Source organism: Streptomyces malaysiensis subsp. samsunensis, from assembly GCF_024519315.1.
Lineage (GTDB): Bacteria > Actinomycetota > Actinomycetes > Streptomycetales > Streptomycetaceae > Streptomyces > Streptomyces malaysiensis.
The window spans coordinates 147819-172593 of record NZ_JANIIC010000013.1 but is presented as its reverse complement, the minus strand read 5'-3'; the positions used below and the strand labels follow the sequence as shown (position 1 = coordinate 172593).

Here is a 24775-nt window from a genome sequence, read left to right as displayed (position 1 = left end):
AGAACAACCAAGCACTCGCAGCGTAGAAGAAGAGTGTCCAGGATCACGGGGAAACTTCACGATCGAGCCCGCCTTGTTGTGCACGGTGCCCTTCGCCAGGCCCCGGACCTTGCGCTGGTGGACAAGGAAACGGTCGGCGTCGTCTGGCTGCACGGTCCACACCGGTCGGCCCACGAACCGGATCAGCTCGAAGAGCACCGCCCGGTCGCCCGCGATCGTGACGTCCTCGACCCCGGCTCCGACGGACGCCAGCAGGTACTGGTCCACGAGCTCTTGCTCGTAATCCTCGTACTCCTGCTCCGTGCGCAGGCTTCGTGGCGAACCCAGCGAGCGCACCGTCGCTAACGCCACAGAGTCCTCACTCACTTCACCAGGAGCGACAGTGCGCCGAAGATATCAGTGAATCTTCAGGAATCTCGACCGAATGTCAGAATCTCCCATCAGTCCCACGAACCCGTCGCGGCCTGGCCTGTGCGGTCACCAGCGACAAGAACGCTCCAAGGAACCCGCGGGAGTTCGTGTAGTCCGGCTCTGATGGTCACTAGGTTCGGACCATGACGATCACGTATGAGTGGCGAGGCGACGTCGACAACTCAGCTCTTAACGAGTTGCATGCCGAAGGGTTCGATCATCCGGTCGGGCAGACGGACTGGCGGGCAAGGCTTCAACGTCACAGCCTTGGTTGGGTCTGCGCTTGGGAAGATGATCGTTTGGTCGGCTTTGTCAACGTCGCCTGGGACGGCGGAGTCCATGCATTCGTTCTGGATACGGTCGTGGCTCAGCGCTGTCGTTCGAACGGAGTGGGATCCGCACTGATCAGGGCAGCTGCTGAGGGGTGCCGTGCGGCAGGGTGTGAGTGGCTGCATGTCGACTTCGAAGAGCACTTGCGGACGTTCTACTTCGATGCCTGCGGCTTCAGAGAGACGGCGGCGGGACTGATCGCGTTGTGATCCTTGGTCTCCCGGCCCCTGGTCAGGTGCTCAGAGGCCGGGAGGAAGATCTTCAGCTGGCGACGACGTGTTCCTCGGCACGAGCCCTGGTGCTGGCCAGCCGGTAGGAGCCGGTGCCGGTCTCGATGATCGCGCCGTTGAAGGTCAGGCGGTCGACGATGGCCGCGCAGAGCCGCGGGTCGGTGAACGTCTTGGTTTGGGCAGGTCGGTCAGCGTGGGGGTGCCGGACTGGGCGCGCAGGGTCAGGAGTGAGGGCCCGCAGGATGTCGTCGGTGCGCGGGCCCCAGGAGGCGGCGTAGACGCGGGAGAAGATGGATACCAGGTTGGCCGAGGACGACGGAGTTGTGGTTGTCCAGGGCGAAGCGGTCCCAGTGGACGAGTCCTTGGGAGCCGATGTTGTATCCGTAGAGCACGCCGGTGGGGGCGGCGACGGAGGTGGGGTCGCTCGGGGGAAGGTCGGGGCTGGTGAAGGGGAAGGTTGCCGAGAGCGCCGCGGTGTCGAAGGTGCGGCGCATGCGGATCAGGTCCAGGCCCATGGGCAGGCAGGTGACCCAGCCTTGGAGACTGCGGTAGCTGGTCGGTTTGGCGTCCAGGAGCAAGCTCGCCGCGAGAGAGCGGACGGCGGCGACCTCGTCGGCCAATTCCTCGGGGCTGGCTGCATGCACGGTCAGGTAGAGCCCGAGGCGGTAGAGCTTGCCCTCGCCGCGGGCGACCCGGGAAGACAGCTCGTAGGCATCCTCGGTCGCGGCCTCCACGTGCGGGTCGAGCAGCCGGCCTTTCTGCTCGGTGTAGCGGCGTCCGGATTCGAGCTTGGCGAGCTGCCGCTTGAGGCGGGTCGCGGCAGTGACGGGGTCGATCGGCTCGATGTGCACGCTGACGTCCACCCGCCCCGGATAGGTCAGCAGGGGCTGTAGCCAGCCGGGGTAGACCTCGCGGGGGAAACCGGTGACGGCGAAGGAAGCCACCTGCTCCCCACCGATCTCCAGGTGCCGGGGGCCGACCGCCAACGCATCGGGTGTGAACGCCCCGGTCCCCTTCGGTGCGGTGGTCTTGTCCTGCCGTGACGCGCGTGAGCAGCCCGCACGTTTGCGGATCACCGTGCTCCCCTCCCTCCTGGCCCGTCGTCTTCGCTGTGGCCGGTCTCGTGGGAGGCGTCCGGAGGTTCGAAGGCCCTTGGAGCGGTGTCGTCTTCAGGGGCTGGGGCTGTGGTGATCACCTCGTCCGCTCCGGCGAGGTGGGAGGAGACCGGTACGAGGCTGTCGGGGTTGCAGGCGGCGGCCAGCACCGCGGTGGCCTGGCCGGCGTCCAGCGGAGTGACGACGATCCCGGTCGGGCTCAGCAGATCGACGGCCTCACCCAGCCGCCGCACCAGGCGGGCTTCCGCGGCCCTTCGCGCCGCCTCCACCGAGAGCTGCGGGGAGCCATGGGACCGTGTGCGGCGGGTGAGGGCCGCGAGTGGGGAGGCGCCGCCGAGTCCGTCGACCGCACGCTGTGCTCCCAGCGGTTCGTGCAGAACGAGCAGCACTTGACGGCACAGCAGATCACTTCGGACGCTGAGCTGGGCCAGATAGTCGGCGTGTTCGCGGGCGGCTTCCTCCAGCGCGGGATGCGGCAGCTTGGGGGCCTGTTCGCGGAGTTCACTGATCTGCCCGGTCAGGTCCAGGCGCTCGGTGCGCACCAGCACTTGGATCGGGGCGGTGAGGGAGTGCAGGTAGCGGCCGAAGGCGGCGGTCAGGGACTCCTGCTCGGCCGGGGTGCCCAGGGAGAAGTTGACGGTGGAGCACACCGCCAGTGCCGCGATTCCGTCCGTGCCGAGGTCGACCACGCCGGTTTCGGTGACGCCTTCGGCGGGGAGCTCCAGCGCGGCCGGAGCGATGTCCGCCTTGGAGTTGAGGTCTTGCACGTTGCGGGTGGCCCGGTTGGCCAGCCAAGCCGGAGCCGGGTGGATGCCTTCGGGGGCGGCGACCCGATGGCGGGGGCTCATGCGCTGGCGTATGGCAGCCAGCGCCAGCCGGTCCAGTGAGATGCCGTCCCTCCGTCCCAGGGCCAGCACAACGGTGGCCACCGCGATAGGGATGGCCAGGAGCGCGAACACCGCCAGCGGCACCACGTCGCGGACGGCCGTCCAGGTGCCGTGGAGCACGATGCCGGCCACCGTCAGGATGAGCAGCTGGCGGGCGGTCAGGTTCGCCAGGACGGTGTCCTCACGGTCGACATCGGCGGGGATGCGTACCGGCTGGGTCATCGCCGGTGACCTCCTTCAGTTCCTGCGTGGTTTTCGGCCGGGCGGCGAAGTGCGATTGGCGGGTGGGGAGCTGAAGCGTGGCGGAGGGGGCGCGCTGGCGCGTTTCCGCGGGGGCGGGACGCTCGGGTCGGGCACCGGCGGACGGAAGGTCACCGGCGCGGGTTGACCACCGGACTGTCGGGGTTGCGTGGGGGATGGAGGGGTGGGTGGCTGGAATCGCGGCCGGCCCGGGGGTGTGGTGGGGCGGCCGGTTGGACCAGCGGCCCACCCCGGGGAACTCGGCGTGCCAGTGGACCTCGTCCCGCACCCGGTAGATCCACCGGCCGCGCGGCACGATCCGGGTGATGTTCCAGGTCGGCATGGGCTTGAACAGCCGCCACAGGGACGTGCGGTGCAGATACTTGGCGTGGCCCTCGTCGAAGCCGTTCTCGCAGGCGAACCGCCAGTCGCCGGCGCGCGGCTCGATCCGGCCGCCCATCACGAAGGCGATGCCGACCAGCTCCTCGGGGCAGCTGACCGTGCCCGGGAACTGCTGATCGCCCTCCGACAGCGGCACACCGCGGTGCGGACATCGGTCGTACAGGGCGTACGCGGTGCCGTTGTCGCGGATCAGCGCGATCCGCTCACCGCAGACGGTGAAGGGCAGCGGCTTGCCCGTGACCTGGCTGGACCAGGTGACCGGGTACCAGTAGCCGCGGAACCCCGCGGCCGCGCCGTCGTAGTGGGGCCAGGACAACCAGTCCTGGCGGCCGGGTTCGGCCGGTTTCCTGCGGCGGCTCCGAGTGAGAGGCGCGGGGCTGTGTCGATGTGCGGCTCCGCCGCGTGGGCGCGACCAGCCACAGACGGCGCCGCGGATGGCCGACGATGCATCGCGGCACCTCCAGCGGAGCGCTTCAGTGGCGCCGCGCGCGGCGGCCCGACCGGCCGGTGGCCCTGGCGGGCGCCCCGGACTCCCGCCAACCGCCCGGGACTTCGGCCACGACGAGGCCGAGGACCAGCCAGAAGAGCATGGCGATCCGGTCCAGATTGGCCGGGTGGTCCACCGTGGCCGCGAGGAAGAACCCCGTCAGGGCGGCGAGCCCGACGACCCCGGCCACGGATTTCTCCCGGGCGGCGCGGACCGCCGAGGCCACGGCGATCACGGTCACCAGCACCATGCCGAGCAGACCGGCCACCCCCGCTTCGGTCAGCCAGTTCAGCCACATGTTGTGCGCGTGGACGAACGTCCTGCCGCCGGGCACGGCGGCGGAGACGGCGTCCCCGGCCCGGCCGAGACCGATGCCGAGCGGATGGTCCATGGCGAGGTCCACGGCCGCCTTCCACGCCTGGCCCCGGACGCCCAGCGCGTCACCGGCTCGCGACACCACCCACAGCGCCACCGTCACGGCCACCAGCCCGGCCAGCCCCACCGTCGTCAGCGTCCGCACACCCCACCGGCCGAGGCGGGGCGCGAGCCAGTACGCGCCGCCGAGCACCAGCAGTCCGGCGGCCGCCGCGACGCAGCCCGCCCGGGAGAAGGTGGTCAGCACCGCGCCGTACGCGAGGAGGCCCACGCTCACGACGGCGACGCGGGCGGTGCGTTCGGCGACCGTCACCGCTGCCAGCAGGGCGAACGGAGTGAGCAGCACCAGGAACGCGGCGAGCAGATTGGGGTTGGCGAAGGTGCCCGTGGCGCGGATCATCGCACCGGAACCGCCGCTGTCGCAGTCGACGTCGGTGAAGAGCCCGGTGCGGCAGAAGCCGGTCGGCACCTCATTGGTCACCTGGGAGAACGCCGCGGTGGCCGCGGCCGTCACCGCGGCCAGCGCGAGCAGGGCCACCGCCCGCCAGGAGTCGGGCTGCGCCCGCCGCACCCCGACCACCAGATAGAAGGTGGCGAGGGTGGTGATCAGCGCGCGCAACGGCGGGTCGGGGTGCCCGCCGACATAGGTGGTGGCGACGGCACCGAGGAGGAGCAGCGCGATGGCGGGGTCGAGCCGGGTGCGGAAGGTGGCGAGCCTGGGGGCCGTCACCGCCGTCGCCACCAGCCCCGCCAGCACCGCGAGGCGCACCGGTGTGATGACACCGACCAGCGGGGCGTCCGGGAAGAAGTCGGTGGCCGCGTCGAGCATGACGATGGCCGTAGCCACCAGCGGAACGGCCTGAACTGTCGCGCGCACAGGTGCCATGGCGCCCCAGCGTGTCCGGCCACGGGTACCGGCAGATGGCACACACACGAACACCGGACAGCGCCTTCACGTCCGGTGTGCCGCGCCGCCCACGTCCGGCGCGGCGGCCGCGATCCCGACGCGGACCGATCCGGATCCGCCCTGTGGTCCCTGGTCGGCCCCGTCTTCATCCCGGCCTTCATGCTGATGGACATGAGCCCGGCGCTCAGCCAGGCGGCCTTCCGCATCGGTGACTCCGCGACCGGTGCCATCACCCCGATGAACCCGTATCTCCTCCTCGTCCTGGCGATGGTCCGTGAATACGAACCGGAAGCCCATCGGCGTCATATGACGCACCCCGATCGCACGGTGGCTCCGTCCCCACAGCCGTGAGGACGGAGCCACCACGCGATCCCGACTCAGCCGTCGAGGGGGCGGTCGTCCCGGTGGGCCCCGTAGAAGTCGGCCTGCCGGGCCATGACCGTGCGCATGGTGGGGCGTCAAGTCCCGCCGTGAGACCCCTACGTGTGCCCCGGGCCGAGGCCCAGGGCGCGATCGACCGAGGGGGCGTTACCGCCTATCGGTGTTCCTTCTCCCAGTTCGCCCTGCTGACCGGGTCGGGCCGGGGAAGGGGCTGTCCGTCGAGGTAGAGGTCGACCTTTTCGTTGTAGAAGGCGACCAGCCCCGCGATGGGGGACACCTGCCGGGTGGGGAAGTCGTATGTCCAGGCGAGGTCCGGGTATTCGGCCTTGTCGGTCCGGACGGTCCAGTAGCCGCTTGTCGTTCCCTTGTAAGGGCAACTGGTGACGGAGTCGGTGGGCGCCATGCGCGTCCAGTCGAGATACACCCGGTCCAGGTAGTAGCGGGTCGGGAGCCCGGTCTCCAGCACCATCACCGAGCTCGGGGCGTCGGCGAGCACGGTGCCGTCCAGCTCGACGCGGACGCCGCGGCCGGACCGGAGCGCGTCGACGCGGGTGTACGGGCTGCGGGGGTGGACGAACACCTGCTCGTCCTCCTCGAACCAGGCGTCGATGGCCTCCCACCGGAAGCTGACGCAGCCGACGACACCGGCGGGCGCGTCCTCGCCCCACTCCCAGGCCGCGCCCGGGCGGGTGACCGACCCCACCTGGAGGGTCTGGCGGCGTGCTCCGCCGACTTTCAGCGTCAGGCTCCGGCCCTCGTCGACGAGCGCCCCCTCGGCGATGTCGTCGCGGGGCACGCAGTACTGCGGATAGCCCGGCCAGAGCCACAGATAGCGTGCCCGCACCGTGTCGAAGACGGGGCGGCCGGCCACATAGCCACGGATGCGGCGCGGTACGGGCTCCACATGCCCGGCCGGAACGATCATCGCCGGATAGTCCGGTGTGTACTGTGTCATGCCTCTTCCAGGGCCTCTCCGAACTCGCGCAACGCCTGGCCGTGCTGGCTGTGGGACAGCCAGTGCCCGATCGCTATGGCCGCCGCGACCGGCCAGTCGAGGATCCCGACGGCGGCGATGGCACCGAGGCCCGCGAGGAACCACAGTTCCTGCGAGGGCAGCTCCACTCGCCGCCCATCGAACTGGACGGTCACCGAATGGCGCTCGGAGATGTGCTCGGCCGCGGCGCGGGGGCCGCGCGACCTATTCGTGGCCGGAGCCGACGCGCGGGAGGACGCGCTGGTGGGAGGGGGTGTCTTGGTCGCTCTGGTCATGGCTTCGATCCGTTCATCGACCTTGACGGACAACCGCGCGATGACATTTTCTACTCTAATCCACCCTCCACGCCTCATGCCCGGTGGCAGCTACTTGCCATGATTTCGGCCGGTCCGGCGAGAAGCGCGCGGTTGCGTTCTCGGCTCCCCTGTGCGGTCAGAGCCCCTCGCTCCGGTTGTGGCCAGGGGCTCGCCGAAGCGTCGGTGGCGGCCTTAGCTTCGAGCCGAATCGTGGCCGCCGGCCACGGCTGACGAAACGGAGGAAGCGACCATGAGAGCGGTCTTACGGAAGGCGCGGGCGGGAGCGGTTGTCGCCACGGCGGCTCTGCTGGGGCTGGCGGGGACGGTGGACGCCCAGGCCCTCGACGCGGATCGGGCGCGTACCACGGCGGTCGGGGCCCCCAGCGCCGCCGCGGCCGTCGACTATGAGACGTGGAAGAGCGATGTCGACAAGGTGATCGACCAGGCCCTTCCCTACATCCAGCAGCGCATCCAGGACGGTGGGGGACAGAAGCAGGCGATCGTCCTCGACATCGACAACACCTCGCTGGAGACCTACTTCCAGTGGTTCCCGCCGACTCCCGCCGTCGGGCGGGTCCTGGAGCTCACCCGCTACGCGAGCGAGCGCGGAGTGGGCATCTTCTTCATCACCGCGCGCCCGGACCTCCTCGAGCAGGTGACCCGGGGCAACCTGGTGCATGTCGGCTACCCCATCACCGGCCTGTACCAGCGGTCGCTGGGGGACGTCCTCGGTGACCCGGCCGAGTACAAGACGGCGAAGCGGGCGGAGATCGAGTCCCTCCGTTACACCATCATCGCCAACATTGGGAACAATGAAAGCGATCTTGTTGGCGGGCATGCCGAGCGCACGTTCAAACTGCCTGACTACGACGGTCAGTTGTCCTGAATCGGAATTGTGAGTTCCGGCGGTTTCCTCCAGGGAGCCGCCGGAACTCGTCGGTCCACGGCCCTGCCACCGGTCCCCCGGGTGGCGTTCCGGGGTGCGGGTTCCCCGTTGTCCGAGGGGCGTGAATCCACACCTTGCAATGAGGTTTCCCCCATTGTCTTTAGGGGTTCGACCATTCTCCGCGCTGGGGCGGATAGGTATAGTCCAGCGCTATGGACGGTCAAGGTGCGACCGCTACGTCTTTGTCCGCTGGAGGCGAGGTGCCCATGGGAATGGCGAGCCACGTTCCGAGCGCGGGCGGTGTGGGCGAGCGGCAAGCCCTCTTTTCTCCTTGAGCTGCCTTGATCCCATGGCGCACTCGTGAGTCGCAACCCTTCCTTTCGACGATCAACGCCGGGTTTAGGACGTAATCCCAAGCATCAGGGGGAACTGTGCCAAGCTCTTGCAATGACGTGTTCATCATCGCCGACAATTCCACCGGTTCGGATTCCGAACCAGACGCTGATATCACACCGTTAAGAACGAGTGGCGGAGTCTTCAGCGGAGAGATAGAACGTATGCTTCTGGAGGCCGGCCGGCTCGTCAAGTCGGCCGTCGACCGCCATCGCAGCGAGGAACGGCTCCTGACCGAGATGGAGCCGGAGGAAGGCGTGGACGCCGCCGAGCACGTCATCGAGTCGGCGCAGCAGAGCCTCTCCGTGGTATTCGCCGGTGGCGACGACCAGCGGGCCCCCAGGCTGGTCACGCGGCTGGGCAGGGCCGTCGCCCGGGGGGTCGATGTGCGCCTGCTGGGGCGGGTGGGGCTGATGGACGAGCGGTACCTGCTGAAATGCCTGGACAAGCAGGCGTCGGGGGTCGACGTCAGGCTCGTCGGGGCACCCCTGCACGAAATGGTGCTCGCCGATGGCTCGGTGGGTGTGGTGTGGTCCGGTTCGGACAAACTCTCGCGCGAGGCGGTGCTGGTGCGGGCGCCGGCCGTGCTGCGCAATCTGCGCACCCTGTTCACGATCTCCTGGAACGGCAGCGCGGCGCTCGAGGACCACCGCCGCCTCAGCGGCCGGACCCGCAGCGTCATGGCCCGGCGGATACTCATGGCGCTGAGTTCGGGGCGTACGGACGAAGCCGCCGCACGGGAAATCGGCATGTCGGTCCGCACCTATCGAAGGAACGTGGCCGAAATAACGCGTGAACTCGGCGCGCATTCTCGCTTTCAGGCCGGTGCCCGCGCGGTGGAGCTGGGTCTGCTGCCCTATGTGGACGCCGCCGACGATGAGGACTCGCAACCCGCGTAATCACCAGACCGCGGTCAGAACCTGTCAGGACGAGTCGACTCTCCTGAACCTCCCCGCATCGTCTGGCAACTTGTTGTATGGGCCTTGCAGGGGAATGAGCGGTGAATGTAGGAACATCCCAGCCTCTCACTGCATTGCCCGATCCACTCCCTGCGAGGAATGACATCCGGTGAATAGCGCGATGATTGATGTGATGGACATATGCCGGTCCTTCGGCAGCACACGGGCTCTGGACGGTGTCAGCTTCCGCATCGGGGAAGGCGAGGTGCTGTGTCTGCTGGGCCACAACGGCGCGGGCAAGAGCACGCTGGTGAGCATCCTCGCCACCGCGCTGCCGCCCAGCCGGGGCACGGCCCGGGTGGCCGGATACGACGTGGTGCGCGAGGCCCGCGAGGTGCGTCGGCGCATCGGCCTGACGGGGCAGTTCGCCGCGGTGGACGAGAACCTGTCCGGCCGGGACAACCTCATCCTGGTGGCCCGTTTGCTCGGCGCGAGCCGCACCGAGGCCCGGACGAGGGCGGATGAGCTCTTGGAGACCTTCACACTGACCGGCGCGGCCGACCGCGCTGCCGCGACGTACTCGGGAGGCATGCGCCGCCGGCTCGACCTCGCCAGCAGCTTCGTCGGCCGCCCCCAGGTGCTGTTCCTCGACGAGCCCACCACCGGACTCGACCCGGTCAGCCGAAGCGCGCTGTGGGACTCGGTCCGGTCGGCGGTGACGGGCGGCGCCACCGTGCTGCTGACCACTCAGTACCTCGAAGAGGCCGAACAGCTCGCGGACCGGGTCATCGTGCTGGGCCGCGGCCGGACCATCGCCGACGGCTCGGTGGCACAGCTCAAGGAACAGCTAGGCGTCAGCTCGGTCCGCGCCACCCTCGCCGAGCCGGCGGCCGTACCCACCGCATGGGCCGCGTTGCGCCACGCCGGTCTCGAGCCGCAACCCGGCGAGCCCGCGGGCACGGTCTGTGTCCCCGTGCGCGAGTCCGCCGCCCTCGCCGCCGTCGTACGGGCCCTGGACGACGCGGGAGTGGTGATCACCGGTATCTCGCTGTCCGAGCCGACCCTCGACGACGTCTATGTGGCCCTCGCCGAGGGGCTGACCGACCTGCCGGTCCTCTCCTGATTCCGTTCCCGTGCCCCGGCCGACAGGCCATGCCACACGAACCCCGCGGGGCGCCCACCGGATCCCGGATCCATGGCCCGCCCCCGGACTCCGAGGAGTCTCCATGCCGCTGTCCACCCTGACGTACCGCTCCATCACCGACGCCCAGATGCTGCCACGCCTCATCCGGCTCGGCCCCAATCTGTACGGCGCGGTCTTCACCCTGATGAAACTGGTGCCCGCCCAGTACATCCTGCGCCGCGCGTTACAGCGCGGCGAGCTGACCGAGGACACCGTGATCGTCGAAACCACCTCGGGCACCTTCGGACTCGCCCTCGCGATGCAGGCGGCGCTGATGGAGCGTGAGCTGGTCCTGGTGAGCGACCCCGCGATCGACGACAACCTCTACCGAAGACTGACCGACCTCGGCGCCAAGGTGGAGATGTGCCTGGAGCCCGCGCCGGTCGGCGGATACCAGGGAGCCCGGCTGACCAAGGTCGCGGAGATCCGCGCCTCGCTGCCGTCCACCTTCTGCCCCGAGCAGTACAACAACCCGGACAACGCCCGCTCGTACCATGTGGTGGCCGACCAGCTGGTGCGCACCTTCGGCACCGTCGACTGCCTGGTGGGCACCGTCGGCACCGCCGGATCGATGTGTGGCACCGGGGGCGGCCTGCGTGAATACAGTCCGCACACCCAGGTCATCGGCGTCGACAGCCACCGCAGTGTGCTGTTCGGCCAGCCCGACGGGCCCCGCTCGCTGCGCGGCCTGGGCAACAGCCTGTGGCCCGCCAACCTCGACCACACCCTCTTCGACGAGATCCACTGGTGCAACGCGACCGAGGCATACGCCCAGACCCGGGCCCTGCACGCCGAATCCGCCCTCTTCCAGGGCCCGACCAGCGGCGCCGCCCATCTGGTCGCCCAGTGGTGGGCGGCGAAGAACCCGGACGGGCTGTGTGTGGTGATGCTGCCCGACGAGGGGTACCGCTACCAGGCCACCGTCTACGACGACGCGTGGCTCGCCGCCAACGGCCATGTGCTCGCCGAGCGTCCCGCCGAGCCGGTGACCGTCGCCTCCCCCGCCGAGGCCGGTGACCGCTGGACCCGGCTCGTATGGGGCCGCCGCTCCTACGAGGAGGTGCCCGGCGTCGTGCCCAGGGTGACGCACCCCCTCGCCGAGCGGGCCCTGTCGTGAGCTCCACCGGACGGCTCACCCGCACCCTCGGCCCGCGCACCCGCCGCGTCGTCTACGGGGAACCGGATCCCGGTGCCATCCGCGGGGAACTGGAGCCCATCAGCACCATCGACATGGCACACGTGGTCATGCTCACCGAGTGCGGACTGCTGCCCGCCGACACGGCCACCGCGCTCCTGGAGCGCATCACACGGCTGCGGGCGGAAGGCTTCGGCAGCTTGCACGGGCTGCCGGCACCGCGCGGCCTGTACTTGATGTACGAAGGCCATCTCGTGGCCGAACTCGGCGCCGACGTGGGCGGAAAACTGCACACCGGACGCTCCCGCAACGACATCAAGGCCACCGTCACCGCGATGCGGCTACGCGCCGAACTGACCGATCTGCTCGGCGAGGTGCTGAGGCTTCAGGCGGTCCTGCTCTCCCGGGCCCGCGCCCACCGCGACGTGGTGATGCCCGTCTACACCCACTTCCAGCCGGCCATGCCGGTCAGTTACGGCTACTACCTGTGCGGGATCGCCACCGCGCTGGACCGCGACATCACCGCGCTGCGCCAGGCGCTGGACGAGCTGGACCGCTGCCCGCTGGGCGCCGGGGCGGTGTCCGGGACCGACCTGCCCATCGAACCGGCGCGCACCGCCGCCCTGCTGGGGTTCGCCGGTCCACCGCTGCACGCGATCGACGCGGTGGCCGCACGGGACACGCTGCTGCGCACGCTCGCCGCCGCGTCCTCGGCCGGGGTGACGCTGAGCCGGCTCGCCACCGACCTCCAGCTGTGGAGCACCCAGGAGTTCGGGCTGATCGAGTTCCCCGAGCGGCTCGTCGGCGGCAGTTCGGCCATGCCCCAGAAGCGCAACGCGTTCCTGCTGGAACACGTCAAGGCCAAGGCGGGCGCGGCCATCGGCGCCTGGACGGCCTCCGCCTCCGCCATGAAGTCGGCGCCGTTCACGAACTCCATCGAGGTCGGCACCGAGGCGGTGGCCCCGGCCTGGCCCGCGCTGGCCGCGATACGCGACTCCGTCCTCCTCGCCCAGGTGCTCGTCAGTGGCGCCCGTCCGATGGTGGAGCGGATGGAGCGGCGTACGTCGGAGAGCTTCGTGACCGCCACCGTGATCGCCAACCGCCTGGTCGCACAGGGGGTTCCGTTCCGCACGGCCCACCACATCGTGGGCGCCGCCGTCCGCGAGGCGATCGAGAGCGGGGCGACGGAACTCGGCAAGATCGACCTACCCGACGGGGTCTCCGGCGGCACGGCCGCCGAACTGCCCTCCCTGCGTGATGTCGTCGAGGCACATGACCGGGGCGGCGGCCCCGGCGAGTGCGACACGGCCGTGGGCGTCCTGCGGGAGCGGCTCACCGCCCATGGGCGACGGCTCGCCGTCCACCGCGGCCGGACACGGGACGCTCAGCGGAGGCTCGGCCTCGCGGTCGACGCGCTCCTGGGCCGCGGAACCGCGGCCGGAAGGGAAGGAGAACGGTGACCGGGCACGGGAGCACGAGCGGGCGGTGGCTCGCGTTCGTGGAGAGCAACACCACGGGAACGGGGCGGGAGTTCTGCGCGGCGGCGCGGGCGCGAGGACTGCGGCCGGTGCTGCTGACCCGGGACCCGGGCCGCTATGTGTACGTCGAGCAGGACGGCATCGACACCAGGCTGCTGGACACCGGTGACCTGGCCGCGGTGGTGGACTGCTGCACCGGGCTCGTGGCGGACGGGGGGCTGGCCGGAGTCGCCTCCAGCTCCGAGTACTTCGTGTCCACCGCCGCCCGCGCGGCCGCCAAGCTGGGCCTGCCCGCGGCGGACGGGGACGCCATCGCCCGGTGCCGGGACAAGGAGACGCAGGTCGCCGCGCTGGCGGCGGCCGGTGTCCCGGTACCCGCCTCCACGGCCGTCGGCGAGGTGGCCGACGCGGTGCGCGCCGCCGACCGGATCGGCCACCCGGTGGTGCTGAAACCGGTGCTCGGATCGGGCTCGGTCGGCGTCCGGCTGTGCCGGGACCGCGAGGAGACCCGGCGGTGGGCGGAAGAGCTGCTGAGCCGGTCCACCGATGAACGCGGCAACCCGGTGCCGGCCCGGATCCTGGTCCAGGAGGCCGTCGAGGGACCGGAGTTCTCCGTCGAGACCTTCGACAACGCCGTCGTCACCGCCGTCGCCAAGCACATCGGACCCCGGCCGTACTTCGTGGAGACCGGACACGAGGTGCCCGCACCCGTGCCAGACGCCACCGCCGCCGCGCTCGCCGACACCGCCCTGCGGGCGCTCGCCGCGCTCGGCCTCGGCTGGGGAGCCGCCCACACCGAACTGCGGATGTCCGCCCACGGCCCCGTCGTCATCGAGGTCAACCCGCGGCTCGCGGGCGGCATGATCCCCGTCGCCGTACGGGCCGCCCTCGGCGTCGATCTGGTCGACGCCGTGATCGCCCGCGCGGCGGGACAGAGCCGGACACCCGCGCGGCCGGGCCGGCTCCACGCCGCGGTCCGCTTCCTGCGCAATGAGCGCGAGGGGCGGGTCACGGACATCGGCGGGGTCGAGGCGGCGCGGGCGGCCCCCGGCGTGGTGGCCGTCGCGATCGGCACCGCCCCGGGACGGACCGTACGGGTGACGAACACGTTCCAGGACCGCCTGGGCTGTGTGGTCGCCACCGGGGCGGACGGGGAGCAGGCCGGAGACCGCGCGGCGGCCGCCGCGCGCCTGATCAGGATCGAGCTGGAGGAGCCGGCGCTGCCGGATGAAGGAGTCGCAGGCTGATGAGAGACGGCGCGAAGCCCCTGGCGTTCACCCGCGTTCCCCGGTGGACCCCGCCGTCCGCGACGGACGCGGGCACGGGGGTCCACGGCATACGGCTGGACGCGGAGCTCACGGACGCGTTGGAACGCACCGCCGGGGAAGGGGAAACCTCCCTGGCGGCCCTGCTGCTCGCCGGTCACGCCCGTGTCCTGGCGACCGTCGCCGCCGAGCGCGACCTGCTCCTCGGCTGTGTGCCGCAGGACGGGCCGGGCCCCGCGCGGCCACTGGGCCTGTCCGTCGCCGACTGCACCTGGGCGGAGCTGGCGGCACTCGCGGACGGGGCGCTGAAGGGCCTGGGACCCGCGGCCGGCGCACGGCCCGAGGCCGTGCTCGACCTGTCCGGGCTGGACCTGTCCGGGCTGGACCTGTCCGGGCTGGACAGGTCCGGGCCGGCGGAGCACGAGGGCACTCCGGCCCAGGGCCACGGCGAGAGTCCGCCCGCCGCCTTGGCCGACGGCGTGGTGCTCCGGGTGGCCTGGTCGCGCGACGAGCACGGCCTGTCGCTGCGGGTGCTGCACGACCGTGCCGCGATCGACGGCGGCTACGCGCGGCGCCTCGCCGGATACCACCTCGCCGCGCTGCGGCTTCTCGTGGCCGACCCGCACGGGAGCCACGAGGCCGAGAGCCTGCTGTCCCCCCAGGAGACCGAGAAGCAGCTGTACGGGCTCGCCGGCCCCACCGTCGAACTGCCCGACCGCACCTTCGTCGAGCTGTTCCAGGAGCGGGCCCGCGGCTGCCCCGACGCCATTGCGGTCGAGCACGGCACGGTCCGGTGGACCTACCGGGAGCTGGAGCGGCGGGTCAACCGGATCGCGCACGCGCTGGTCGAGGCCGGGGTGGGCACCGAGGACGTGGTCGCCGTCGTCATGGACCGCACCCCGGAGTGGATCGCGGCCGCCCTCGGCGTCTTCACGGCGGGCGGCGTCTACCTGCCCGTTCGGCCCGACTTCCCGGTCGAACGCGTGGTCGCCCAGCTGGAGCGCAGCGGCTGCGCCGTCGCGCTGACCGATCCGGACAGCGAGGCGCTGGTGCGCGCCTCCTCCGCCCGGCTGGCCGCCCCGCTCACACGGCTGTCCGTGCCGCGCGTCCTGGCGCGCGGCGGCCACGCGGAGCCGCCCCGGGTGGAGGTGACGCCCGGCCAGGCCGCCTACATCTACTTCACCTCGGGCTCCACCGGAAGCCCCAAGGGAGCCCTGTGCGAGCACGCCGGCTTCCTCAACCACCTCCACGCGAAGATCGAGGACACCGGGATGACGGCCGGTGGCGGGGACGTGGCCACCCAGATCGCGTCGCAGTGCTTCGACATCTCCCTGTGGCAGTTCGCCGCGCCGCTGCTGATCGGCGGCAGCGTGCGGATCGTCGACACCCGCACCCAGCTCGATGTCGCCGCCTTCGTCGAGGAGATCGTCGAGGGCCGGGTCACCGTGATGCAGGTGGTCCCCTCGTATCTGGAAGTGCTCCTCACCCACCTGGAGCAGCACCCCAGCCCGCTCGGCGCCCTGCGCTCGGTGTCGGTGACGGGCGAGGCGCTCACCTACGAACTGGTGCAGCGCTGGTTCGCCGCCTACCCCGATATCCAGCTGGTCAACGCCTACGGCGCCACCGAGACGTCGGACGACCCGATGCACGAGGTGCTGCACGGCGTCCCGGAGCGCGACTTCGTGTCCGTCGGCCGCGCGCTGCGCAACGTCAACACCTATGTGCTCGACGAGAACCTGGCGCTGGTGCCGCTGGGCACGCCCGGCGAGATCGCGTTCTCCGGGGTGTGTGTGGGCCGTGGCTACATCAACGACGAGGAGCGCACCCAGGAGGCGTTCGTCCCGGACCCGTTCCGGCCGGGCAGCCGGATGTACCGGACCGGTGACTTCGGCCGGTGGCTGCCCGAGGACCGCCTGGAATTCCTGGGGCGCCGCGACGCGCAGGTCAAGATCCGCGGCTTCCGCATCGAGATCGGCGAGATCGAGAACAAGCTGCTGACCATGGAGGGTGTCCGCGAGGCGGCAGTGGTCACCGAAGGCGACACCAGTGAACAGCGCGTCCTCGTCGCCTTCTTGAGCGGTTCGGAGAAGGTGACCGCGGCGCGGGTCCGCGACTTCCTCGGCACCGTCCTGCCCGACTACATGGTGCCCACCCATGTCCACCGGGTGGACCGGCTGCCGCTCACCGAGAACGGGAAGATCGACAAAAAGGCGCTGGCGCGGCCCGTGGAGGAGACGGCCGGACGCCCCGCCCACATCCCGCCCGCCACCCCCGCCGAACGGCGCCTGGCCGAGCTGTGGGCCGATGTCCTCGGCGTACCGCTGGAGCGCATCGGCCGGTCCGACGACTTCTTCGAGCTCGGCGGCACATCGCTGGCCGCGGTGCGGCTCCTGGTCCGGCTCGACCGGGCGCTGTCGCTGAAGGACCTGGCCGCCCATCCGGTGCTCGCCGACTGCGCGGCGGTGCTCGAACCCCACCGCGCCGGGGCCTTCGCCCGCCCGGTGGCGACCCGGCTGCTCCAGCCGCTGGCCGCCGTGCCGGATCCGCACCACACCCTCGTGTGCTTCCCCTTCGCGGGGGGCAACGCCGTCAACTTCCGGCCCCTGGCCGGCGAGCTCCAGCGCGACGGCATCGCGGTGTTCGGTGTGGAACCGCCCGGCCATGACTTCGCCGGCGACGGTGAGCCGATGGAGGACGTCCCCGTCCTGGCCTCGTGGGTACGGGACGAGATCGTCGCGCACCTCTCCACGCCGGTGTCGGTATGGGGACACTCCACCGGTGTGGCCGCAGCGTTGGAGACGGCGCGACTGCTGGCGGAGGCGGGCCGGCCCGTCGAGCGCGTCTACATCGGCGCGCTGCCGCTGGGGGACGCCGAGACGCTCGCCGCCGAGATGGCACAGGCGGCCACGGCGGACGAAGAGAGTCTGCTGTCCCGGCTGCGGGCCGGAGAGGTGTACACGGAGCTGGACGAACTGGGGGCGGAACGTGCCGATGTGGTGGCCGGCGCCTACCAGCACGACGTACTGACCGCCGGCCGACATCTGCGCGCGGTCCGCGAGGACCCGGAGGCATACCGGCTCGACGCCCCGGTGGAGGTGGTGGTCGCACGGGACGACACCGCCACGGCCTCCTTCACCGAGGAGTACGGCGGCTGGAAGGCGATCTCCGACCGGGTCACCCTCCATGAACTGGAGCGGGGCGGCCACTACTTCGTCCGTACCCGGCCGGCGGAGACCGCCGCGCTGATACGGTCCGGCTGCCTGCCGTCGCAGTCGCGGGACCGGTGACGAAGGGGGCGTACCCGGGTCCGCCCGGGTACGCCCCCTCAGCCGTGGCTCGTCGGTGCCGACACCTCGGTGAGCCTAGGGACGGAACGGTTCACCGAGTCCGACGACGATCGCGCGGTCGCCCCGGTAGGGCTCGCGGCTGTGCGCCATGCGGACGTTGTCGACGACCATGAGGTCGCCGCGCCGCCAGGGCTCGCGCACGGTGTGCTTCTCGTAGACCGCGTTGATGAGGTCGACGGTGGCGCTGTCCAGGGGAGAGCCGTCGCCGTAGAAGGTGTTGAACGGCAGCCCGTCGGGGCCGAACTCCGCGGTGAGGAACTCACGCACCTCGGGAGCCATCGTCCACTCGTTCAAGAACGCGATCTGGTTGAACCAGCACCGTTCACCGGAATCGGGATCCGCCAGGACGGCCGGACGGGTCTGCCGGGTGCGCAGGCCGCCATCGGCGTCCCAGCGCACCTCGATGCCGTGGTCGGCGCAGTAACGCTCCACCTCGTCGGGGTTCTTGGCGCCGAACGCGTCCTCCCAGCCGATCCCGACGAACGGGTTGTAGTGGCGGGTCAGCACCCAACCGTGGCGTTCGAAGCGCTCGACGAGCTCCTCCGGCAGGTCACGCAGCACCGCACGGGCGTCCGCGACGGCAGTGACACCACCCGCGGACGGCGGGGTGACACAGGCGAAGACCATCAGCCGGGGCGCCTCGGCCGCGTAGCTGAGCTCATGGTGCATGCACATGGGCTGGTCGGCCGGCCAGTGCGAGGAGGAGTACACGCCCGGTCCGAACTCGTCGCGGGGAGCGAACCCCTCGCGCTCGGCCATGCCCTCGCCGACGATCCCGCGGATCACCGAGGCGGCGTGTTCATGGCCGTCCAGGTCCAGCCCGCGGACCAGCAGGGCACCGTGCCGGGCCACCAGGGCCCGGATCTCCTCGCGGTGTTCGGTGACCCAGGCCGCGGCGTCGGTGCCGGGCCCGGGGGCGGCGTCCAGCCGCCGCAGGGCATCTCGCTGTTCGGACATGAGGGCTCTCCGTTTCCGTCTGATGAGGGGGAGGGTGTGGGAAGGGGAGGACGAGCTCAGACCAGGGGGCGCCGGAACGCCCATACCGCCGCGCTCGATCCGAGCAGCGCGACGAGGGCGCTCGCGCCCAGGGCGGACCACACCTGGGCGCCCAGCGGCTGGTCGAGGCAGAGCGCGCGCGAGGCGTCCATCGCGTACGACAGCGGGTTGAGGATCGCCAGGACCTCCAGCCAGCCCGGCATCCGGTCCACCGGGACGAAGGCGCTGGAGGCGAACATCAGCGGGAACGTCACCAGATAGGCGGCGCTCTGCATCGCCTCCGCACTGCGCAGCCAGGCCGCCAGCGCCAGGAAGATCCAGGTCATCGCCCACACCACCACACAGGTCAGCAGCAGCGCGGCCACCAGCCCCACACCGCCGCCGGCCGGGTCGGCGCCCATGAACACCACGGCCACCACGAGCAGGATCGCCAGCTGCGCGGTGGTGCGCAGCAGATCGGCGAAGCTGCGGGCGAACAGCAGCAGCGGCGCGTGGATGGGCAGGGTGCGCAGCCGTGCCACCGCGCCGTTGTCCATGTCCCGGACCAGGCCGATACCGGAGGCGATCGCGGGGCCGATGCCCGTGGTCACCAGCAGCGCGGGCAGTAGATAGTCCAGGTAGGAGACGCCGTCGGGCAGATGGTCGAGGTTGACGATGCTGCCGAAGACCTCGCTGAGCAGAAGCAGCATGAAGACCGGTTGCAGCATGGCGAGGACCAGGGTCCGGCGGTGCGCGAGATGGGCCTTGAGCGACCGCTGGGTGAGGATCAGCAGTTGTGCCGGGGGGCTGCTGCCGTGCCAGGCGGGAGCGAAGGCGCCGCCGTCCGGTAACGACGGACCAGGGGTCATGAAATTCCTCCGGGAGTCGTGCGCCCGTTGGTGCGCGGCACGGTGCGCCAAATTCCTGGAGCGGTAATCGAAAAAAGGCAGGACCAAAGAATCCGCCGCCATGACCGGCTACGCGATGACTGAGCGCGGATGTATCGGATAGCTGTGTCGTCCATGCGGAACGAACGCACTTCGACTCTATCGCGCGGAAATGGACCCGACGGGACGTTTCCTGGCCAGTACTGGCCGGTGCGCACCGAAATCACGGTGCGATATGGGCGATATGCGGGGTTCTGTGTCGAGGAGATGGGATGCACTGTGCAATTTGTTGTCAGTGTCTTTCCCTCATCGCGGTCCCTCGGTAGAAATGCACGGCAGTGCCGGATCGGCGCATGGAAACTCAGTTCGCGGACACGAAGGGCAGGGCCTTGGATATGGCGGGAATCATCGCCGCCCCCAGCGTTGACGCAGTGCTCCGGGAGCATGCGGAAAACCGCCCGGAAAACACGGCGGCCGTATTCGTGACGGACCCGCTGCGCACCGACGGAGCGCAGCGGCTCACCTATGCGGAACTCGACGCACAAGCCAGGAGCGTGGCCGTACGGCTCCGTGCCCATGTCCCGCCGGGCGGCCGTGTCGTCCTGCTCTACCCCGCCGGGCCGGCCTTCGTCACCGCCTTCCTCGGCTGTCTGTACGCGGGCGCCGTCGCGGTTCCCTCGTCCCTGCCCGGCCGGTACCGGCATGAGCGCTACCGGGTCAGGCGCATCGCGGACGACGCGGGCGCCGCGGCGATCCTCACCGACACCGCCACCCGCGCCGACATCGGGGCGTGGGCAGCCGAGGAGGGACTCGACACACTTCCCCTCCTGGTCACCGACGACGGCGACGCCCCCGATCCACACGCATGGACGATGACGCCCGCCGGACACGACACGCTCGCCGTGCTCCAGTACACCTCCGGCTCCACCGGCGATCCCAAAGGCGTCATGATCAGCCACGGCAATGTGCTGCACAACACCGCCAATCTGGCCGACTCCCTGGACCTGGACGACACCACCCCCATCGGCGGGTGGATTCCGCACTTCCACGACATGGGGCTGATGGGCTCGATACTCCCGCCACTGCTGCTCGGCTCGACCACCGTCCTGATGAGCCCCACCACCTTCCTCAAACGTCCCCACCTGTGGCTGCACATGATCGACCGCTATGGCATCGAGGCGTCCGCGGCGCCGGACTTCGCGTACGACCTGTGCAGCCGACGGGTCACCGACGCCCAGAGCGAGGGCCTGGACCTGTCCCGCTGGCGGCATGCGCTGGACGGCTCCGAACCCGTACGCGCCGCCGTGCTCGAACGATTCCAGCGGCGCTTCGCCGGCCACGGCCTGCGCGCCGACGCCCTGACCCCCTGCTACGGCATGGCCGAGGCGACCCTCTTCATCTCCGGGGCCGCCCGCACCGCCCCCCGGGTGCGGCAGGTCTCCGCAGAACTGCTGGAACACCACGAGTTCCGGCCCGCGGCCCCGGACGAGCCCGCGCGCGCCGTCGTCGGCTGCGGCCCGCCACTCGGCGCCGAGGTGCGCATCGTCGAACCGGACACCCGGCGCGCCCTGTCCGAGGGAGGCGTCGGCGAGATCTGGATACGCGGTGACATCGTCGGCCACGGCTACTGGAACCGCGAGGCCACCAACGAGGCCGAGTTCCGCGCCACGACCGCGGACGGCGACCCCGGCTGGCTGCGCACCGGCGACCTCGGAGCCCTGTACCAGGGCGAACTCCACATCACCGGCCGCATCAAGGACGTACTCAACCTGCGCGGCCGCAACCTCTACCCGCAGGACATCGAGGATGAACTGCGCATTCAGTGGCCGGAGTTGGGCAACCTCGTCGGCGCGTGCTTCGCCGTACCGGGCGAGGGACCACAGGGCGACGACGTGCTCGTGGTCACCCACGAGGTGCGCGGCATCAAGGACGAGGACCGGCTGAGCGAACTCGCCGCCGAGATGCGGCTCACCGTCGCCCGCGAATTCGGCGCCCCCGTCGGCGCGGTCCTGCTGCTGCGCCCCGGCGGAGTACGCCGCACCACCAGCGGCAAGATCCAGCGGTCGGCGATGCGCGACCTGTTCCGCGCCGGGGCGCTGCGGCCCACCTACGCCGTCTACGAGCAGAGCCTGCTGCGCCCCTTACCCGAGCCCCAGGAGGCCGCCGTATGACCACCGCCTCCCCGGCCACCCGGGCCCAGGACCCCTCCGCCGCACCCCTTGAGCGGCTCACCCGCCTGCTCGGCGAGCTCACCGGACCGGGGCAGCCCTTCTCACCCGAGGCGCTCGCCGAACTCGACCGGACGGAGGCGTTTCCCACCGAGGCGTGCCGGGCGCTCGACACGTTCGGACTGCGGCGCTTCTACGTACCGGTCGAACACGGCGGCGCACTGGAGAGCTTCGACGTCGTCATGCGGCTGCTGCGGGCCGTGTCCCGGATCGACCTGACCGTGGCCCTCTCGCACGGGAAGACCTATCTCGGGGCCGCCGCCACCTGGATCGCGGGAGAGCCGGAGGCCGCCCGCAGGCTGGGACGGCGGATAGCGGAGGGGACACCCGTCTCATGCGCCCTGACCGAACGCCACCACGGCAGCGATCTGATGGCCGGTGAGGTGACCGCCAGGCCCGCCCCGGACGGTGGCTGGCTGCTGTCCGGCGAGAAGTGGCTGATCAACCTCGCCACCCGGGGCGGTCTGGTCACCGTCCTGGCCCGTACCGACGAAGAAGGCGGTCCGCGCGGCTTCAGCCTCTTCCTCGTGGACAAGTCCCGTCTCGCCCCCGAACACTTCACCCATCTGCCCAAAGTGCCCACCTACGGCATCCGGGGCGCGGACATCAGCGGCATCGCGTTCCACGACGCGCCACTGCCCGAGGACGCGCTCATCGGGCGGGTCGGTGAGGGCATCGAGATCATTGTCAAGGCGCTGCACTTCAGCCGGACCGGCTGCGTCGCGATGTCACTGGGCGCGGGAGACCACGCGCTCGCCCTGGCCGCCGAGTTCGTCGCTCAGGACGCCGACGGCGTACGGCTCGCACAGGACCCGTACGTGCGGCGGGAACTGGGCGAGGCCGCCGCGGGCCTGCTGCTCTCCGACGCCGCCGGTCTGGTGGCGGCGCGCTCCCCGCACGCGCTCGCCGGCGAGATGAGCGTCGTCTCCGCTGTCGCGAAGGCATATGTGCCCACCGAGGTCGACGACCTCATCGCGCGCCTGCTGCACCTCCTCGGCCCGTACGGACTGCTCCGCCCCGACGACCCGCACACCGGATTCGCCAAGGTGGAACGCGACCACCGCATCATCGGCATCTTCGACGGCAGCAGCCTGGTCAACCGCAGCGCCCTCATCGAACAGTTCCCCCGCATCGCCCGCGGCTACGCGAAGGGCCGCTGGGACGCGGAGGGCCTCGCCGAGGCCACGAATCCCCACGCCCCCCTGCGCCCGATGCGGCCCCGCGAGCTCGGCCTGGTCTCCAGCGGCGGCTGCTCCATCGTGGCCGGTCTGCCCGCGGCCGTCGGCGAACTGCGCGACCTGGCCGTACGCGGCCACGCCTCCACGGCGCTCACCACCCTGGCCGGGCAGCTTTTGGACGTGTCCGACCGGCTCCACCAGGACATGGCGGCGATCCGGTTCCCGCCCCGCGCCGTCCCCGGCCACGCCTTCCGGCTCGCCGAGCGGTTCGAGTCGTGCTTCGCGGCGGCTTCGGCGCTCCACCTGTGGCTGCGCGCCGCCGCCCGCGCCCGGGGCCCCATCCCGGAGGCCGCGCTGCTCGCCTGTCTCGTCAAGGCCCTCACCGACCTGGAGGAGCCCGTCGACGACGCCGACCGCACCGCCTTCGACGACCTCGCCGAAGCGGTCCTCTCCCGCCCGTCCGCCCCCTTCCACTCGCTCCTCGACCATGTGGAGCCGACCGGCTCCCAGCAAGGGGCCGCCTCGTGAACACCACCACGGGCACCTTCGCCCTCGCCACCACCGTGGAGGAGCGCCTCGGCGACCCCTACGACCCCACGAACCCCAACGGCTTCCAGGCGATCCTCGCCGCACGGGAAGCCGGACGGCCCCCGGCCGGTGAGCCCTTCCGCGCCCTCGGCGTGGGCGGCGCCGAAGTCGGCCATGTGGACCCGGAGTCGCTGATGCACGCCCTGCGCGCCGGTTACCGCAGATCGCCCGCGCTGACCCGGTCCTGCGGTGGGGCCCAGGGGGGGAGCGGCGCCGTGACGGTCGGCGCGACCGCCGTCGGCACACTGGACTCCGGCCTGCGCATGACACTGTGCCACCTGCGCGCCCGCCGCCTGTACGGCGCGGCGGCCATCGACATCCCCCAGTTGCGCGCGGTACTCGCGGGAGCCTACGCCGACCTGCTGCTGTGCGACACGCTGACAACACTCGCGGTCCGGGGCACTGATGCCTTCCCCGCCCGGCCGGACGCCCACGACAGCGTGGTCCGGGTCCTCGTACCGCGTGTGCTCCAGGGTGCGATGGACCGTCTTTCGATGGCCCTGGGGTCGCGCTTCTACATCAGGGAGAGCGAACACGCCGCCTTCCACCTGCTGCTGAACGAGATGCAGCGCGCCCTCTTCGCGGCCGAGGGCCGACCGGACGGGCAGCCGGACCCGGCCGACCGGCCGGGTCGGCCCCCGGGGCCCGCCGGTCATGCCGCTCCGCTCAGCGGCATGACGGGCGCGGACCTCACCACGGCACCGGCCGTCAGCGCACTGTGCGACGCCGAACTGCTCGCCGCGGCGCCCGGCCGCGCACTCCTCACACGTGTGCGACGGACACCGCAGCCGTCGGGCCCCGCACTGGAGCGCCTGGCCACGGAACTCGACCACCGCTATGACACCGGCCGCTCGTTCGACCTGGCCGAACGCCCCCTCCCAGACCGCCCCTAGCCGTCGCGCCCGGACACTCGCCACCTCAGCGCCGGACACCCGCCACCTCAGCGAAGGAGATACCCATGTCCGACCCCCACGCCGAGCCGCATACCGTCGACAGCCTGCGGGAATGGCTGACCAACTGCGTCGCCTCCCACTTGGAGCGGTCCGCCGACACCATCGACACCAGCGTGCGGCTCTCCGACTACGGACTCGACTCGCTGTACGTCCTGTCCGTCGCCGGAGAGCTCGAGGACCACCTCGACATCTCCCTCGACCCGACGCTCCTGTGGGACAACCCGACCATCGACGCGCTCAGCGAGGCCCTCGCCAAAGAACTGGCCCAGTACGCCTGACGGGCACTTCGCACCGCATCCGCCACGGCATCCCGCCCCGCGCAGTC

Annotated in this window: 22 protein-coding genes and 1 pseudogene; 13 read left to right on the top strand and 10 right to left on the bottom strand. The window is 71.0% G+C overall.

Annotated elements, in window-relative coordinates; all coding sequences use genetic code 11:
• Window positions 1-351 (bottom strand): hypothetical protein (locus tag NQU54_RS14215; RefSeq protein ID WP_257631385.1); only part of this gene is annotated, 351 nt, incomplete at its 3' end.
• A 203-nt stretch (window positions 352-554) separates the two neighbouring features.
• On the opposite strand from NQU54_RS14215, the gene NQU54_RS14210 reads away from it, so the two are divergent.
• Window positions 555-950 carry a GNAT family N-acetyltransferase gene (locus NQU54_RS14210; RefSeq protein WP_257631384.1) on the top strand — a complete coding sequence of 132 codons (396 nt, stop codon included), beginning with the start codon at window positions 555-557 and terminating at the stop codon, window positions 948-950.
• Window positions 951-1002: 52 nt separating this feature from the next.
• Here the strand turns inward: NQU54_RS14210 and NQU54_RS14205 are convergent.
• The 5 genes and pseudogenes from NQU54_RS14205 to NQU54_RS14185 all read right to left on the bottom strand — a co-directional run.
• Window positions 1003-1146, bottom strand: a pseudogene (locus NQU54_RS14205) (IS21-like element helper ATPase IstB); the annotation flags it as partial.
• A gap of 46 nt (window positions 1147-1192) precedes the next feature.
• The gene (locus NQU54_RS14200) at window positions 1193-2047 is read right to left on the bottom strand and encodes a VirB4 family type IV secretion system protein (RefSeq protein ID WP_257631383.1); all 855 of its coding nucleotides are present in this window, start codon (window positions 2045-2047) and stop codon (window positions 1193-1195) included.
• The gene (locus NQU54_RS14195) at window positions 2044-3195 is read right to left on the bottom strand and encodes a PrgI family protein (protein WP_257631382.1); all 1152 of its coding nucleotides are present in this window, start codon (window positions 3193-3195) and stop codon (window positions 2044-2046) included. The genes NQU54_RS14200 and NQU54_RS14195 overlap by 4 nt, the downstream gene beginning before the upstream one ends.
• A complete protein-coding gene (locus tag NQU54_RS50075) occupies window positions 3155-3931 on the bottom strand; it encodes a Rieske 2Fe-2S domain-containing protein (RefSeq protein WP_372505874.1) in 777 nt (258 codons plus the stop codon). Before NQU54_RS50075 ends, NQU54_RS14195 begins: the two co-directional genes overlap by 41 nt.
• 157 nt (window positions 3932-4088) lie before the next feature.
• A complete protein-coding gene (locus NQU54_RS14185; RefSeq protein WP_257631381.1) occupies window positions 4089-5363 on the bottom strand; it encodes an O-antigen ligase family protein in 1275 nt (424 codons plus the stop codon).
• A gap of 75 nt (window positions 5364-5438) precedes the next feature.
• Between NQU54_RS14185 and NQU54_RS50645 the strand changes: the two genes are divergently transcribed.
• Window positions 5439-5735, top strand: coding sequence for an AbgT family transporter (locus NQU54_RS50645; protein WP_257631380.1), 297 nt, complete (start codon window positions 5439-5441; stop codon window positions 5733-5735).
• A gap of 184 nt (window positions 5736-5919) precedes the next feature.
• On the opposite strand, the gene NQU54_RS14175 is transcribed toward NQU54_RS50645, so the two are convergent.
• Together NQU54_RS14175 and NQU54_RS14170 are read right to left on the bottom strand one after the other, a co-directional pair.
• Window positions 5920-6720: a DUF427 domain-containing protein gene (locus tag NQU54_RS14175; protein WP_257631379.1), complete on the bottom strand. Its 801-nt coding sequence runs from the start codon at window positions 6718-6720 to the stop codon at window positions 5920-5922.
• Window positions 6717-7034, bottom strand: coding sequence for a hypothetical protein (locus NQU54_RS14170; RefSeq protein WP_257631378.1), 318 nt, complete (start codon window positions 7032-7034; stop codon window positions 6717-6719). The genes NQU54_RS14175 and NQU54_RS14170 overlap by 4 nt, the downstream gene beginning before the upstream one ends.
• A gap of 271 nt (window positions 7035-7305) precedes the next feature.
• Here NQU54_RS14170 and NQU54_RS14165 point away from each other — a divergent pair, with 271 nt between their 5' ends.
• The 7 genes from NQU54_RS14165 (at window position 7306) to NQU54_RS14135 (ending at window position 17581) form a co-directional block, all read left to right on the top strand.
• Window positions 7306-7941 carry an HAD family acid phosphatase gene (locus NQU54_RS14165; protein ID WP_257631377.1) on the top strand — a complete coding sequence of 212 codons (636 nt, stop codon included), beginning with the start codon at window positions 7306-7308 and terminating at the stop codon, window positions 7939-7941.
• 557 nt (window positions 7942-8498) lie between these two features.
• Window positions 8499-9233, top strand: a complete 735-nt coding sequence (locus tag NQU54_RS14160; RefSeq protein WP_257631376.1) for a TrmB family transcriptional regulator sugar-binding domain-containing protein — start codon at window positions 8499-8501, stop codon at window positions 9231-9233.
• A 169-nt stretch (window positions 9234-9402) separates the two neighbouring features.
• On the top strand, window positions 9403-10356 hold the full coding sequence (locus tag NQU54_RS14155) for an ATP-binding cassette domain-containing protein (protein WP_069874970.1): 954 nt from the start codon (window positions 9403-9405) through the stop codon (window positions 10354-10356).
• A 103-nt stretch (window positions 10357-10459) separates the two neighbouring features.
• Entirely contained in the window at window positions 10460-11533 is a 1074-nt protein-coding gene (locus NQU54_RS14150) for a cysteine synthase family protein (protein WP_257631375.1), read from the top strand.
• Window positions 11530-13011 carry an argininosuccinate lyase gene (argH, locus tag NQU54_RS14145; RefSeq protein WP_257631374.1) on the top strand — a complete coding sequence of 494 codons (1482 nt, stop codon included), beginning with the start codon at window positions 11530-11532 and terminating at the stop codon, window positions 13009-13011. Before NQU54_RS14150 ends, argH begins: the two co-directional genes overlap by 4 nt.
• Window positions 13008-14276 (top strand): ATP-grasp domain-containing protein, encoded by a 1269-nt coding sequence (locus NQU54_RS14140; protein WP_257631373.1) that lies wholly within the window; start codon window positions 13008-13010, stop codon window positions 14274-14276. The genes argH and NQU54_RS14140 overlap by 4 nt, the downstream gene beginning before the upstream one ends.
• Window positions 14276-17581: a non-ribosomal peptide synthetase family protein gene (locus NQU54_RS14135; protein ID WP_257631372.1), complete on the top strand. Its 3306-nt coding sequence runs from the start codon at window positions 14276-14278 to the stop codon at window positions 17579-17581. The genes NQU54_RS14140 and NQU54_RS14135 overlap by 1 nt, the downstream gene beginning before the upstream one ends.
• A 75-nt stretch (window positions 17582-17656) precedes the next feature.
• Here the strand turns inward: NQU54_RS14135 and NQU54_RS14130 are convergent, their stop codons facing one another.
• Both NQU54_RS14130 and NQU54_RS14125 read right to left on the bottom strand, forming a co-directional pair.
• Window positions 17657-18598: a TauD/TfdA family dioxygenase gene (locus tag NQU54_RS14130; RefSeq protein WP_257631371.1), complete on the bottom strand. Its 942-nt coding sequence runs from the start codon at window positions 18596-18598 to the stop codon at window positions 17657-17659.
• 56 nt (window positions 18599-18654) lie between these two features.
• Complete coding sequence (locus NQU54_RS14125; RefSeq protein ID WP_257631370.1) at window positions 18655-19485, bottom strand: ABC transporter permease; 831 nt, start codon at window positions 19483-19485, stop codon at window positions 18655-18657.
• Window positions 19486-19856: 371 nt separating this feature from the next.
• On the opposite strand from NQU54_RS14125, the gene NQU54_RS14120 reads away from it, so the two are divergent.
• The 4 genes from NQU54_RS14120 (at window position 19857) to NQU54_RS14105 (ending at window position 24728) form a co-directional block, all read left to right on the top strand.
• Complete coding sequence (locus tag NQU54_RS14120; RefSeq protein WP_306278697.1) at window positions 19857-21674, top strand: fatty acyl-AMP ligase; 1818 nt, start codon at window positions 19857-19859, stop codon at window positions 21672-21674.
• On the top strand, window positions 21671-23437 hold the full coding sequence (locus NQU54_RS14115; protein WP_257631369.1) for an acyl-CoA dehydrogenase family protein: 1767 nt from the start codon (window positions 21671-21673) through the stop codon (window positions 23435-23437). The genes NQU54_RS14120 and NQU54_RS14115 overlap by 4 nt, the downstream gene beginning before the upstream one ends.
• Window positions 23434-24390 carry a hypothetical protein gene (locus NQU54_RS14110; protein WP_257631368.1) on the top strand — a complete coding sequence of 319 codons (957 nt, stop codon included), beginning with the start codon at window positions 23434-23436 and terminating at the stop codon, window positions 24388-24390. Before NQU54_RS14115 ends, NQU54_RS14110 begins: the two co-directional genes overlap by 4 nt.
• Before the next feature lie 65 nt (window positions 24391-24455).
• The gene (locus NQU54_RS14105) at window positions 24456-24728 is read left to right on the top strand and encodes an acyl carrier protein (protein WP_069871569.1); all 273 of its coding nucleotides are present in this window, start codon (window positions 24456-24458) and stop codon (window positions 24726-24728) included.
• Window positions 24729-24775 lie beyond the last annotated feature (47 nt).

What these genes read in the sequence shown, in the direction of transcription:
- NQU54_RS14160 (WP_257631376.1), top strand. Translation starts at nt 8,499, where the DNA reads ATGCTTCTGGAGGCCGGCCGGCTCGTCAAGTCGGCCGTCGACCGCCAT.
- NQU54_RS14130 (WP_257631371.1), bottom strand. Translation starts at nt 18,598, where the DNA reads ATGTCCGAACAGCGAGATGCCCTGCGGCGGCTGGACGCCGCCCCCGGG.
- NQU54_RS14150 (WP_257631375.1), top strand. Translation starts at nt 10,460, where the DNA reads ATGCCGCTGTCCACCCTGACGTACCGCTCCATCACCGACGCCCAGATG.
- NQU54_RS14170 (WP_257631378.1), bottom strand. Translation starts at nt 7,034, where the DNA reads ATGACCAGAGCGACCAAGACACCCCCTCCCACCAGCGCGTCCTCCCGC.
- NQU54_RS14185 (WP_257631381.1), bottom strand. Translation starts at nt 5,363, where the DNA reads ATGGCACCTGTGCGCGCGACAGTTCAGGCCGTTCCGCTGGTGGCTACG.
- NQU54_RS14195 (WP_257631382.1), bottom strand. Translation starts at nt 3,195, where the DNA reads ATGACCCAGCCGGTACGCATCCCCGCCGATGTCGACCGTGAGGACACC.
- NQU54_RS14165 (WP_257631377.1), top strand. Translation starts at nt 7,306, where the DNA reads ATGAGAGCGGTCTTACGGAAGGCGCGGGCGGGAGCGGTTGTCGCCACG.
- NQU54_RS14135 (WP_257631372.1), top strand. Translation starts at nt 14,276, where the DNA reads ATGAGAGACGGCGCGAAGCCCCTGGCGTTCACCCGCGTTCCCCGGTGG.
- NQU54_RS14125 (WP_257631370.1), bottom strand. Translation starts at nt 19,485, where the DNA reads ATGACCCCTGGTCCGTCGTTACCGGACGGCGGCGCCTTCGCTCCCGCC.
- NQU54_RS14115 (WP_257631369.1), top strand. Translation starts at nt 21,671, where the DNA reads ATGACCACCGCCTCCCCGGCCACCCGGGCCCAGGACCCCTCCGCCGCA.
- NQU54_RS14175 (WP_257631379.1), bottom strand. Translation starts at nt 6,720, where the DNA reads ATGACACAGTACACACCGGACTATCCGGCGATGATCGTTCCGGCCGGG.
- NQU54_RS14210 (WP_257631384.1), top strand. Translation starts at nt 555, where the DNA reads ATGACGATCACGTATGAGTGGCGAGGCGACGTCGACAACTCAGCTCTT.
- NQU54_RS14105 (WP_069871569.1), top strand. Translation starts at nt 24,456, where the DNA reads ATGTCCGACCCCCACGCCGAGCCGCATACCGTCGACAGCCTGCGGGAA.
- NQU54_RS14120 (WP_306278697.1), top strand. Translation starts at nt 19,857, where the DNA reads ATGGAAACTCAGTTCGCGGACACGAAGGGCAGGGCCTTGGATATGGCG.